Raw genomic sequence first — 11,003 nt, forward strand, 5'->3', positions numbered from 1 at the left:
CGGAAAAGGCTCAGAGGCTGATATTGCCTTGTACGTCACGCAACTGAACGACCTTGGCCCCTTCGGCGACGGTGCCCACGTGGTTCGTCACCCCGCCGCTGCGGGCTTCCTGGTGCACCTCGAATTCGGTGCGCAGGGCCGCGCCGAACTCCGGGTCCTGACGGCTGGCCTCGTCGAGGCGTTCGGCCAATGCGGTGACGGTGGCCGGGTTGTCGGGGGTGGCCGCCTCCAGTTCCGCGGTTGCCTTGCTGTTGCCGGAGAACTTGCGCTTGACCAGGTCATACAGCCCGGTCGCGGCCTTCGTGGCCAGCGCGGTGGCGACAGCGGTCAAGATCGGCTCGGGCATGCGACTCTCCTCAGGTCGACGGCCCCTCCACCGTACTCACTTCGCGTGCTCGTCGATCCACTCGGCGATCACATCGATGCGGGACGTCGTTTCCGCGCCGGTGTGCGGGCAGTCCGGGCCGTTGTTCTCGATCGAGATCAGCTTGCCGTCGGTGAAATACGGCGCGCCCGTGTCGTAGGTGCACGCGCTGGTGGACGCTTGCGGCGCGACACCGTGAATGCCGACCGTCGTGCCGCCGACCGACGAGATTTTCATCGTGCCCTGCTGCAACTGCTTGGACGGCACCGGATTCTGCGCCGTCCGGCTGCCCCAGCCCGCCAGCGTCACCTGCTGTCCGACGCCGGGCACCAGGTGGTTCACCGTGAGCGGGGTGAGGCCCTGGACCGGGCTGTCGAGCTGCGCCAGCGCGACGTCGTTCGGGCCGGCTTGCAGGACCTGCGTGACCTTGCGCTGGACGCCTTTTTCCTTGGTCTCGTCGACGAGGCCAAGCGACACCGTCGTCGGGTACGGCACCGGGCCGGACACCCGGTTCTTGTTGGCGTCGTGGAAACAGTGGCCGGTGGTGACGATCCACTGCGGCGCGACGAGCGCTGCCGAACAGAAGCTCGAGTACGTGCTTCCGTTCGGCAGCGGGATTCCGGTCATGCTCAGCTTCGCGGCGAAGCCGAATTGGCCTGCTGGGACGTCAGAACCGTTGGCGACGGCCAAGGCCGGGCTCGCGGTGAGGATGGGCAGGAGAACTGCTGCGGAGATCGCGGCGCGGACGCGCATTCTGTCCCTTCGTCCGGGTCACCGGCGGACGCCGATGAACTCGGCCTTCCACGCTAACGACACCGTCCGCGATGCGGAATTCCCTTGATGGGCGACGAAAACCGACCGATCTCGCGACTTGTCCTCACTGGGTGTGCGAGGCGATCCAGTCCTTGAGGATGTCGACACGCGCGGTCGTCTCGGGCGTCGCGTGGGGGCAGTCCGGGCCGGTCGACTCGACCGAGATCAGGCGGCCGGTGTTGTCGCCGTCGTCGACGAAATACGGCGCGCCCGAGTCGTAGCTGCACGCGCTGGTGTCCTTCTTCGGCGAGACGCCGATGATGCTCGCGGTGGTGGCGTCGGAGCCGACGACCTGCATCTCGCCCTGCTGCAGCTTGTCCGACGGCTTCGGCGAAACCTCGGTCAGGCTGCCCCATCCGGCGAGCAGCACCTTTTGGCCGTTCGTCGGCGCGGCGGGAGAAACCGTCAGTGGCTTGATGTCGGTGACCGGCTGGTCGAGCTTGGCGATCGCGACGTCGTTGATGCCTGCCTGCTGCACCTCGGTGACCTGGCGACGCTCGCCCTTGCCCGGCTCGTCGGTGGTCGCGCCGAGAAGCACCGAAGTCCCGTACGGCACCGGGCCGGAAACCGGCTTGCGATTGACGTCGTGGAAACAGTGCCCGGCGGTGATGATCCATTGCGGCGCGATCAGGGAACCCGAGCATCCGCTCGAATAGGTGGTGCCGTCCGCGCGCGGGATGACGGGCATGGACAGCTTGGCCGCGAACGGATACTCGCCGGGCGCCACATCGTTGCCGTTCGCGACCGCGGACGCGGGAGCCGCAACGGCCAGCGCGGCGCCGGCGGCGAGGAAGGCAGCGGAAAGGGCAGCACGCAAACGCATGAAATATCCTCCGGAAGACGACTACTCAATGCGAACGTTAGGCGCCTTCCGGTTCCCCCGAAAGGGGGATCAGCCGGGGCTGCCCGTTCGGGCTTTCCCGGCTGCCCGCGTTTCTTTCCGATCAGCTCACGCCGACGAGATCGACGACGAAAATCAGCGTTTCGTTCGGGGCGATCACGCCGCCCGCGCCGCGTTCGCCGTAAGCCAGGTGCGGCGGGATGACCAGCTGGCGGCGGCCGCCGACCTTCATGCCGGTCACGCCCTGGTCCCAGCCCGGGATGACCTGGCCCGCGCCGAGCTGGAAATCGAGCGGCGCGCCGCGGTCGTAAGAGGCGTCGAATTGCGCGCCGGTGGAGTGCGAGACCCCGACGTAGTGCACGCTCACCGCATTGCCCGACTTGGCTTCGGGGCCGTCGCCGACAGTGATGTCTTTGATCTGCAGCTCGGCGGGCGGCGGTCCGTCCGGGCGCTCGACTTGGGGCTTTTCCACGCTCATGGGGCTCACCGTACCTATCGGGCAAACGCTGCGCCGGATGGAGTACCGCCGGACGGACTACTCCCAACGAGGGGATAAACGCGAAAACTCTTCACATGTGCGCTACCCGTCGGTAGCGTGCGCTGGGTCACCCTGGGGCATCCTTCGTGGACGGAGCTTGTGGCATGCGACGACGCATTCCCATCCTGGCCGCGGGCGCGGTAGCCGTGCTCACGGCCGGGCTAGTGCAGATCGGGACCGCGACACCGGCTTCCGCCGCGTTGCCCGGCAACGATTACTGCGCCGGCCAGTGCAACGACATCCTCCCGCCAGGCGAGAACGGCAGCGCGACGCTCGCCGAAATCCTCGCCAACAAGGCGTTCGGCACCCAGCCCGGGCACGCCGACGACCAGCTCGGCAAATACGCCGACCTCGCGGGCGGCTACAAGACGCTGACGACCGACACGATCGGCAAATTCTTCAACGACTCGTCCTTCGGCGTGCCGGCCGACCAGGTCGCGAGCACGCTGAAACCGCGCGACGACGTGACGATCACGCGCGACAAGGCGACCGGCGTCCCGCACATCCAGGGCACGACGCGGTCCGGCACCGAATACGGCGCGGGATACGCGGCGGCGCAGGATCGCTTGTGGCTCATGGACATCATGCGTCGCGTCGGCCGCGGTCAGCTGACTTCGTATGCCGGAGGGGCGGAAGCGAACCGCGAGCTGGAGCAGTCTTTCTTCGCCTCCGCGCCTTATACCGAGGACGAACTGCAGCAGCAGATCGACGCGGTGGCGGCGAGCGGCCCGCGCGGCAAGCAGGGTCTCGCCGATGCGCAGGCGTACATCGAAGGCATCAACAAATACATCACCGATTCGCACAACGGCCGGTACTTCCCCGGCGAATACGTGCTGACCGGGCACGTCGACGCGATCACCAACGCGGGCACCATCGAACCGTTCAAGCTCACCGACCTCGTCGTGCTCGCCTCGGTGGTCGGCGCGCAGTTCGGCGCCGGAGGCGGCGGTGAGGTGCAAAACGCGGTCGCGAAGCTGGCGCTGCAGGAGAAGTACGGCGTCGAGCAGGGCGAAAAGGTGTGGCAGAGCCTGCGCGCCGCGGATGACCCCGAGGCCGTGAAGACCCTGCACGACGGGCAGAATTTCCCGTACGGCAACACTCCGGCGAACCCGCAGGGCGCGGCGTTGCCGGACAAGGGCTCGGTGACCAACCAGCAACTCGTGTTCGACCAGACCGGCTCGGCCGCCGCCGCGCAGCCGAAGGTCAAGGTTTCCGCGCCGAAGGACCAGGAGTCCGCGCGCGGCATGTTCGACAACGGCGTGCTGCCGGGCAACATGCTCAAGGAAAAGCACGGCATGTCCAACGCGCTGCTGGTGTCCGGCGCGAAGACCGCCAGCGGGCATCCGGTCGCCGTGTTCGGTCCGCAGACCGGGTATTTCGCGCCACAGCTGTTGCTGCTGCAGGAAATCCAGGGCCCGGGCATCAGCGCGCGGGGCGCGTCGTTCGCCGGGCTCAGCATGTACGTGCTGCTCGGCCGCGGCCAGGACTACTCGTGGAGCGCGACGACCGCGGCGCAGGACATCATCGACACCTACGCGCTGCCGCTGTGCGACCCGAGCGGCAAACCGGCCACAAAGGACTCGAACTACTACCTCTACCAGGGCAAATGCCTCCCGATGGACACCGTGGAGCGCAAGAACGCCTGGTCGCCGACCGTCGCGGACGGCACCGCCGCCGGGTCCTACACCCTGCGCAGCTACCGCACGAAGTACGGCCCGGTGACCTCGCGGGCGACGGTCGACGGGAAGCCGGTGGCGTACTCGTCGCTGCGGTCCTCGTACTTCCACGAGGTGGATTCGCTGATCGGGTTCCAGGAGTTCAACGACCCTGGCTTCGTCAAATCGGCCGCGGACTTCCAGCGCGCCGCCAACGACGTCAACTTCACCTTCAACTGGTTCTACGCGGATTCGAAGGACATCGCGTACTTCAACTCCGGCGCGAACCCGGTGCGCAATTCCACTGTGGACCCGATGATGCCCGCGTGGGGCGATCGCGGGTTCGACTGGAAGGGCTGGAACCCGGCGGGCAACAAGGCGGACTACACGCCCGCGTCGGAACACCCGCAGTCGGTGAACCAGGACTACTACATCAGCTGGAACAACGCACAGTCCAACGGTTACGCGTCCGGCGGGGCGGACAAGTCCGCCGTGCACCGCGGCGATCTGCTCGACGCGCGGGTCAAGGCGCTGCTTTCCAGCGGAACCAAGGTGACCCGGGTGAACCTGACCCAGGCGATGGAGGACGCGGCGCTGGCCGACCTGCGAGCGGAGAAGGTGCTGCCGCTGCTGTTGCAGGTGCTCGACAAAGCCCCGCTCACCGGTGCCGCGGCGGACGCCGAGGCGAAGCTGAAGACGTGGCTGCAGCACGGACACCAGCGCGTCGAGTCCAGCCCGGGCAGCAAGACCTACAACGACGCCGATGCGATCCGGATCATGGACGCGTGGTGGCCGCTGCTGGTGACCGGCGAGTTCAAACCGGCGATGGGCGACGACGCGTTCGGCGCGATGACGAACGTGCTGCAGATCAACGAAAGCCCGTCCGGCTTCCAGAACGAGACGCCGGGCAAGCACGTCGGGCAGCCGCACCAGGGTTCGGCTTACCAGCACGGCTGGTGGGGTTACGTCAGCAAGGACATCCGCACCATGCTCGGACAGCCGGTCGCGGGTCCGCTGGGCGCGAAGTTCTGCGGCGGCGGCGACCTGACCGCATGCCGGCAAATGCTCGTCGACTCACTGACCGCAGCGGCTGGTGAGCCCGCGAACACCGTGTATCCCGGCGACGGCGACTGCTCCGCGGGTGACCAGTGGTGCGCGGACACGATCATCCAGCGTCCGCTGGGCGGTATCGCGCACGGAAAGATCAGCACGCAGAACCGGCCGACGTTCCAGCAGGTCGTGGAGTACCCGGCGCATCGCGGCGACAACGTCTCGAATCTCGCGGCGGGCAAGCCGGTGAACGCTTCCAGCGCGGAAACCGGCTTCTACAACTCCCCGGCTTCGAACGCGGTCGACGGCAACCCGGGCACGCGCTGGGCGAGCGACTGGAGCGACAACCAGTCGATCACCGTGGACCTCGGCTCGGTGCAGCAGGTTTCGCGCGCGGTGCTGTCGTGGGAGAAGGCGTATGGGAAGGGATACAAGATCCAGTTGTCCACCGATGGCACCGACTGGCACGACGCGGCTGTCGTGACAGACGGGAACGGCGGGGCGGACAACGTCTCGTTCGCGCCTTCGGACGCGCGGTTCGTTCGGATGCAGGGCGTTACGCGCGGGACTAAGTACGGGTATTCGCTGTATGAGTTCGAGGTTTACGCGCACTGACCTCTGTTGCTACTGAAATGACGATAAGAACCGCCCCGGCCAGCAAGATCGGCCGGGGCGGTTCTTTCATGATGAGGACGCTGATGAGGCAGGCGAGGATCGGGACGACGTAGGCGTAAGTGCTGACCAGCGCAGCCGAGGTGGTGCGCAGCAGCCAGGTGTAGAGACCGAAACCGGCTAGCGAATCGACCAGGGCGAGGTAGCCGAGAGCCAGCCAGGACACGGGGGTGGGCTGGGGAAGCTCGGCGAGTTCTCCGGTTGCCGCGCCTGCGACGAGGAGAACGGTGCCGCCGCTCAGCAGTTGGACGGTGGTGGTCGCCCACGGTCCGGGGAGATGCGTCGTGCGGACGGTCAGGACGGTGCCGGCCGCCCAGACGAAACCGGCAGCGGCCACCACGAAGGTCCAGGCGTTGGCCTGTGTGCCGGTCAGCAGGGCGACGCCGGTGAAGCCGACGAGGACTCGCAGAATACCAGCCCGGGCAGGGCGTTCGCCGAGCACCGCGTTCAGCATGGTTACCCACAGCGGAAGCGCGGCGACCACCAACGCGGCAGTCCCGGCGAACGTCGTGCGTTCAGCGAGTGCCACGGTGCCTTGAGCGCCGAGCAGACAGACACCGATCGCGGCCGCCGTGCCGAATTGCCGGAAGTTCACACCGCGCAACGCGGTTGGCCGGAGCGCGAGCAACACCAGACCAGCGGCGAGGAACGCGGCACCGGAAGCCGACAGCGACGGGAGCGTGCGCACCATGACCCGCATCGCGGGAAATGACGTCCCCCAGCACAGCCAGAGGCCGACCAGCGCGAGGAAAACCATGCGGTTCAGCACAGCTCACCTGCTGCTATGCGTCCAACAACTTCTCGTCATCCGCAGCATGCGGTGAGATCATCAGACGGTGGACGTGACGGTGGCGCAGCTCGAAGCCTTGCTCGCGGTGGGGGAGCACGGCAGTTTCACCCGCGCCGGGCAGGTGCTCGGGCGGACGCAATCGGCAGTCAGCCGGGCGGTTGCCGCGCTGGAGAGCGCGCTCGGCGGACCTGTCGTGCATCGCGGTGCCGCCGGATTCACCGAACTGGGCCGCGCGGTGGCGGAGCACGCGTCCTCAGTGCTCGATGGGTTGCGGGCGATCAACGATCTCGCCGCGGACGTTCGCGCGCCGAAGCTTCGAGTCGGTGCGGTCGCAAGTGCGTTGGTGCGGTTCGTGCCCATGGGAGTGCGGCGGCTGCAACGGGATTGGCCGCAAGCCCAGGTGCTCGCATTGCAGGGCGAGGACGACGAACTCGTCGCCTGGCTCGCCGATGGCATCATCGATCTCGCTGTGACCACGCAACCCGGCCCGGATTGCCAGCGAACAATAGATGACGAATTCCTTGCGGTAGTGCCGAAGGAACATCCGGCAAGCCGCCAGGAGACGATCCGGCTTGCTGAGTTGATCCGGCTCGGGGTCGCCGATCCGGGTGGAACGTGCGGGCCAGCCTTGGCCGAAGGATTCGCCGCGCACGGGGTCGAATGGCGGCCGGATCATGTGGTTCGCGACGTCGGGACGGTGGTCGCGATGGCCTCGGCCGGAATTACCGCGGGGGTCGCGCCCGCGATGGCGTTGCCGGATCCGCCACCGGCCGCCGTCGCGGTTCGTTCGCTGGAGCCGCGGTTGTCCCGGGCCGTCTACCTGCACTACCGCCCGGCTGACCCTGACGTCGCCCACGTTGTGGAACGGCTGACCACCTGGTGATATTCGTCGCCTGCCGTTCGGAGCGTCGCGAAGTTACCGTGTCCGCATGGACGACTGGACTCCGCGGACCCGCGCGATCGCGGCGGGTCGGCCGCACGGCCCTGGTGAGCCGCTGACCACGCCGATCGTCGCTACGAGCACTTTCGAAGCCGGCGGTGACGCGGTGTATGCGCGCTCCGACGGCACGGCTACCTGGGCTGCCTTCGAAGAAGTCGTCGGGTCGCTTGAGGGTGGCACTGCGATCTCGTACGCGTCCGGCGTCGCCACGTTGTCCGCGGTGCTGGATTCGTTGCCGGTCGGGTCGACGGTTGCGGTTCCGTCGTTCAGCTACGCCGTCACGCGCGGAGCGTTGAAGCACGCACAGCAGCTCGGTCGCCTCACAGTCACCGAATTGGAGCCGACGGACACGCAGGCGTGGCTTGATTGCGACGCCGACCTGTTGTGGCTTGAGTCGCCGACTAACCCGACACTCGACGTGATGGAGATCGAGACCATCGCGCGCGGCACGAGGGGACGCGTAGTCGTCGACAACACCTTCGCGACTTCGCTGCATCAGCAACCACTGTCGCTCGGCGCGGACATTGTTGTGCACAGCGCGACGAAGCTCATCGGCGGACACAGCGACCTTCTTCTCGGTGTCGCGGTCGCAGCCGATCAGGACATTGTCGACGAACTTCGCTCGGCGCGGACTCGGGTCGGTGCGACGCCGGGTGCGCTCGAAGCGTGGCTCGCGTTGCGTGGTTTGCGGACGCTTCCGGTGCGGCTCGCCGAGCAAACTCGCACCGCGGAATTGCTGGTGTCCCGGTTGGCGGAACACCCGGCGGTAACAAAGGTTCGCTATCCCGGTTTCGGGATGATGGCGGCGTTCGAGGTCGCGGACGCCGACGCGGCCGACAAAGTGTGCGCCAGCGTCCGGTTGATCCGGCCAGCGACGAGCCTCGGCGGGGTGGAAAGCCTGATGGAACGGCGTGCGTGGCTGCCTGGCGAGGAGCGCGTGCCGGCGGGGCTCATCCGGTTTTCCGTCGGATTGGAAGACCCGGAAGACCTGTGGCGAGATTTGCTGACCGCGCTCGGCTGATTTCCGCCATTCTTTAACGAGGGCTGTGCGGGTTGCCTGGCAACTGTTACGGTATGGGCACGACGGGGCGGATTCCCGGCAATCGGGCGGAATCATCGCTACCGGGAAGGCGTTCGTTACCGCTTTCCCTCGTGTCATTAATCACCAGCTAAAGGGTTACCCCTATGGGCTGAATCTTCGGCAGGATCAGCGGGCGCGGTGGGGGTCATCGCGCTTTTCCTCAGAGGGGTAATCATCTTGAAGAAGACCCTGGGCAGACTCGCGGGCGCTGTGCTCGCGGGCGCCCTGATCAGCCTTGCCGTCGTGCCTGCCGCGAACGCGGAGGAGGCCCCGGCGGTTCCCGTCTCGGCCCCGGCCAGCGCGACGGAGACCAGCTCGGCCACGCCGCCTGCCAGCGAGACCGGCAAGCCGACCGAGCCGAGCAAGCCGTCCGAGACCGGTGCCCCGACGGAGACCGGCAAGCCGACCGAAACCGGCAAGCCGACGGAGACGGGCAAGCCGACCGAGACCGGCAAGCCGACTGACACCAGCAAGCCGACCACGCCGACCTCCTCGGAGACCTCCACTCCGGAGGAGCCGCCGTACGTCGACGACACCGGCTACGGCGTCGACCTCGACGAGAACCTCGGCGTCGTCGTGATCGCGTGCGCGGCGGGCGAGCCGACCGGCCTGCGCTCCAACGACTTCGACCTGCTCGAGGGCCCGCACCAGGACGAGACCGACGGTCGCTACTGGGAGTGGCTGGTCAAGCGCCACGACGGCGTTTCCTTCGACAGCGGCACCGTGCGCGCGGAATGGACCTGCGGCGGCAAGCCGACCGACGGCGGCACGCTTCCCCCGGCTGGCGGCGCTGGCGCTGGTTCGGCCGGCACCACCGGCGGCCACGGCGGCTCGCAGGTGAAGTACGCGCCGAAGCACGGCATCGAGACCGGCTTCGGGGGCATGGCCGCCTGATGACCAGGAAGTACGGGCAGGGCGTCGCTCTCGCGGGCGCTCTGCTCCTCTCCCTCTCGCTGAGCGCGTGCGGTTCGGACGCCCCGGCGGCGCCCGCCGCGCAGGCCCCGGCCAGTGCGGCGGTCCCGGTGACCAAGCCGTTCACCGGGCTGCGGCCGACGTCGGTGGAGATCCCGAAGATCGGCGCGAAATCGTCGCTGATCACCGTCCTGCCGAACAAGGACGGCCAGATTTCGGTTCCGTCGGTGAAGAACCCGATGCAGGCCGCGTGGTACCGGCTTTCGCCGGTGCCGGGCGACGTGGGCCCGGCGATCGTGCTCGGGCACGTCGACGGCAACCACAAGCCGGGCATCTTCTACAAGCTCAAGGACGTGAACCCGGGCGACGAGGTCGACATCGAACGCAGCGACGGCAAGAAGCTGAAGTTCGTCGTGGACCACAAGGAACAGGTCCCCAAGGACACGTTCCCGACGCAGGCCGTCTTCGGCAACACGGACAAGCCGCAGCTGCGCCTCATCACCTGCGGCGGCGTGTTCGACCACGCCGAGCACAGCTACAAGGACAACATCGTGGTGTACGCGAACCTGGTCTCCTGACTCAGGTCAGCAACGGAGTGAGCAGCGTTCGCTGTTCCTTCGGCACGTACTCCGCGTAGTTGTCATACAGCGCCTGACGCGCCAGCCGCGCCGCCGACTCCCCGTCGGCGGCGCGGATCGCGTTCAGCACCTCTTCGTGGTGCCGCAGCCAGGAATGCATCAGCGTGCCGCGGTCGTTGGCGTGGCTGAGCTTGTCCTCGATCAATTCCAGCACCACGCCGCGGACCACTTCTCCGCTGACGACCAGCAGCGGGTTCCGTGAAACTCGGGCAATGACGTCATGGAACGCGACGTCTGCCCGGCTGAATTCGGCGTATCCGTCCGCTGCTGCCATTCCTTCCAACGCGACGTCGAGCGCGGTCAAATCCTCGGCGGTGCGCAGTTCCGCGGCCAGCAGGTGCGACGAACCGTCGAGCACCATCCGGAATTGCAGCAGTTCCGCCAGCCCGACGTGTTCCGCCCGTGCCAGCCGGTGCATCGACCGGTGCAGTGCGCCCGGGGAAGCGGCCAGCACCTCGGGTCCGCGCGGATCGCCCGGCCGCGACCGGATGAGCTCGGCTGCCTGGAGCACCCGCAGCGCCTCGCGCACGGTCGAGCGGCCGACGCCGAACTGCGTCATCAGCTCCCGTTCGCCGGGCAGCCGTTCGCCGGGTTTGAGGCGGCCGCTGACCACGGCCTCCTCGATCTGCTCGACGATCCGCTCGTAGGCGCGGACCGGAGCCACCGGTTCGAACTTCATCTTGACCTCGGTGTCTGCCGGATGCGAGTC

11 protein-coding genes are annotated in these 11,003 nt (G+C 67.5%); 5 read left to right on the plus strand and 6 right to left on the minus strand.

Going from position 1 to position 11,003, the window contains the following annotated elements:
- Positions 1-10 precede the first annotated feature (10 nt).
- The 4 genes from H4281_RS25970 to H4281_RS25985 form a co-directional block, all read right to left on the minus strand.
- Positions 11-346 (minus strand): hypothetical protein, encoded by a 336-nt coding sequence (locus tag H4281_RS25970; protein ID WP_093572255.1) that lies wholly within the window; start codon positions 344-346, stop codon positions 11-13.
- A 36-nt stretch (positions 347-382) separates the two neighbouring features.
- Positions 383-1,117, minus strand: a complete 735-nt coding sequence (locus tag H4281_RS25975; protein WP_182893545.1) for a S1 family peptidase — start codon at positions 1,115-1,117, stop codon at positions 383-385.
- A 124-nt stretch (positions 1,118-1,241) separates the two neighbouring features.
- Positions 1,242-2,000 carry a S1 family peptidase gene (locus tag H4281_RS25980; RefSeq protein WP_182893546.1) on the minus strand — a complete coding sequence of 253 codons (759 nt, stop codon included), beginning with the start codon at positions 1,998-2,000 and terminating at the stop codon, positions 1,242-1,244.
- 121 nt (positions 2,001-2,121) lie between these two features.
- Positions 2,122-2,496 carry an FKBP-type peptidyl-prolyl cis-trans isomerase gene (locus H4281_RS25985; RefSeq protein WP_037809223.1) on the minus strand — a complete coding sequence of 125 codons (375 nt, stop codon included), beginning with the start codon at positions 2,494-2,496 and terminating at the stop codon, positions 2,122-2,124.
- 164 nt (positions 2,497-2,660) lie between these two features.
- Between H4281_RS25985 and H4281_RS25990 the strand changes: the two genes are divergently transcribed.
- Positions 2,661-5,876, plus strand: a complete 3,216-nt coding sequence (locus H4281_RS25990) for a penicillin acylase family protein (RefSeq protein ID WP_182893547.1) — start codon at positions 2,661-2,663, stop codon at positions 5,874-5,876.
- Here the strand turns inward: H4281_RS25990 and H4281_RS25995 are convergent.
- Entirely contained in the window at positions 5,830-6,702 is an 873-nt protein-coding gene (locus H4281_RS25995; RefSeq protein ID WP_312872182.1) for an EamA family transporter, read from the minus strand. The two genes, H4281_RS25990 and H4281_RS25995, sit on opposite strands and share 47 nt — an antisense overlap.
- Before the next feature lie 67 nt (positions 6,703-6,769).
- On the opposite strand from H4281_RS25995, the gene H4281_RS26000 reads away from it, so the two are divergent.
- The 4 genes from H4281_RS26000 to H4281_RS26015 all read left to right on the plus strand — a co-directional run bounded on the left by H4281_RS26000 (position 6,770) and on the right by H4281_RS26015 (position 10,234).
- Positions 6,770-7,606 (plus strand): LysR family transcriptional regulator, encoded by an 837-nt coding sequence (locus H4281_RS26000; RefSeq protein WP_182893548.1) that lies wholly within the window; start codon positions 6,770-6,772, stop codon positions 7,604-7,606.
- Between the two features lie 46 nt (positions 7,607-7,652).
- Complete coding sequence (locus H4281_RS26005) at positions 7,653-8,684, plus strand: trans-sulfuration enzyme family protein (protein ID WP_182893549.1); 1,032 nt, start codon at positions 7,653-7,655, stop codon at positions 8,682-8,684.
- Positions 8,685-8,921: 237 nt separating this feature from the next.
- Positions 8,922-9,638 (plus strand): hypothetical protein, encoded by a 717-nt coding sequence (locus H4281_RS26010; protein ID WP_237597702.1) that lies wholly within the window; start codon positions 8,922-8,924, stop codon positions 9,636-9,638.
- A complete protein-coding gene (locus H4281_RS26015; protein ID WP_182893550.1) occupies positions 9,638-10,234 on the plus strand; it encodes a class F sortase in 597 nt (198 codons plus the stop codon). Before H4281_RS26010 ends, H4281_RS26015 begins: the two co-directional genes overlap by 1 nt.
- 1 nt (position 10,235) lies before the next feature.
- Here the strand turns inward: H4281_RS26015 and H4281_RS26020 are convergent, their stop codons facing one another.
- On the minus strand, positions 10,236-10,973 hold the full coding sequence (locus tag H4281_RS26020; RefSeq protein WP_182893551.1) for a FadR/GntR family transcriptional regulator: 738 nt from the start codon (positions 10,971-10,973) through the stop codon (positions 10,236-10,238).
- Positions 10,974-11,003: the final 30 nt, after the last annotated feature.

The organism is Amycolatopsis dendrobii (genome assembly GCF_014145675.1).
GTDB lineage: Bacteria > Actinomycetota > Actinomycetes > Mycobacteriales > Pseudonocardiaceae > Amycolatopsis > Amycolatopsis dendrobii.